Origin of the sequence: Lactobacillus kalixensis DSM 16043 (genome assembly GCF_001434335.1) — a bacterium.
GTDB lineage: Bacteria > Bacillota > Bacilli > Lactobacillales > Lactobacillaceae > Lactobacillus > Lactobacillus kalixensis.
Window position 1 is genome coordinate 1 of the sequence record NZ_AZFM01000079.1, and the last position, 1,493, is coordinate 1,493.

Annotated in this window: 1 protein-coding gene; it reads left to right on the top strand. The window is 38.5% G+C overall.

The features are described from left to right. Window positions 1–1,493, top strand: a 1,493-nt coding sequence (locus FC46_RS09790; protein ID WP_157046841.1) for a DUF1542 domain-containing protein, incomplete at both ends; no start/stop codon positions are given.

Genomic DNA, 1,493 nt, shown 5'->3' on the forward strand with positions numbered 1-1,493 from the left:
ATTGACGATGCTGCAGATGCTAAGAAGGAAGCAATTAAGAATGCTCCTAACTTAACTGATGAGGAAAAACAAAGCTTGGTTGATCAAGTAAATAACAAAGCTCAAGAGGCTAAAGACAAGATCGATTCAGCAACAACGGACACTGAAGTTACGGACGCTAAGACTAATGGTGTTAACGACATCAATAAGGTAACAGTTCCAGAAAGTTCTCAAGCTAAGCAAGATGCAATCAAGGCAATTGACGATGCTGCAGATGCTAAGAAGGAAGCAATTAAGAATGCTCCTAACTTAACTAGTGAAGAAAAGAAGAGCTTAACTGATCAAGTAGACCAAGCTGCAACTGATGCTAAGAAGAACATCAATGATGCAACAAATGATCTTGATGTTGATACTGCTAAGAATGAAGGCCTTAAGAAGATTAATGACCTTGACATTCCAACAGATTCTAAGGTTAAGGATGCAGCAATTGCAGAAATCGATGCCGCATTGAACAAGAAGCTTGATGAAATTAACAATGCAACTGCTTTAACTGCTGATGAAAAGAATGATTTGATTAAGCAAGCTAATAATGCTGCTGATCAAGCAAAAGATGCTATAAGAAATGCAATCTCAGATACTGCAGTTGAAGAAGCTAAGAACACTGGAATTAACAATATTAATAATGTTGAAGTTTCAGCAGAATCAGCTGTTAAGAATGCTGCAAAGGATGCAGTTCAAAATAAAGCTGACAGCAAGATTAATGACATCAACAACGCCGCAAACTTAACTAAGGAAGAAAAGGCTGAATTAGTTAAGAAGGTTAACGATATTGCTTCAAACGCAAAAGAAAATATCGACAACTCATCAACTAACCAAGAGGTTGCAACTGCTCGAGACAATGGCATTTCAGTTATTGAAGACATCAACATTCCATCAACTTCATCAGTCAAGGATCAAGCAAACAATGATATTGATAAGGCGGCTGAAGATGCTAAGAAGGCTATTGATCAAACTCCTGGTTTAACTGATGATCAAAAGCAAACAGCTAAGGATCAAATCGATCAAGATGCTAAGGAAGCTAAGGACAATATCAATAATGCTACTGATGATCAAGGCGTTAAGGATGCAACTGATGCAGGTAAGCTTGCCATCGATAAGGTAACTGCTAAGGCTGCAATCGATTCTGCAGCTGCGGCTAAGAAGAGCGAAATTGCTAAGGCTCCATTAACTACTGATGAAGCCAATACTTTGAACAATGAAGTCGACCAAGAAGCAACTGCTGCTAAGGCTGCAATCGATTCCGCAACTACTAACAACGGTGTTGAATCTGCTAAGAATACTGGTATAGAAACTATTAACAACATCAAGATTCCAACAACTTCTGAAACTAAGGACCAAGCCAAAACTGACATTACTAACAGTGCTGATGAAGCTAAGAAAGCCATTGATCAAGACAACAACTTGACTGATGATCAAAAGCAAGCCGCTAAGGATCAAATTGATAGTGACGCTAA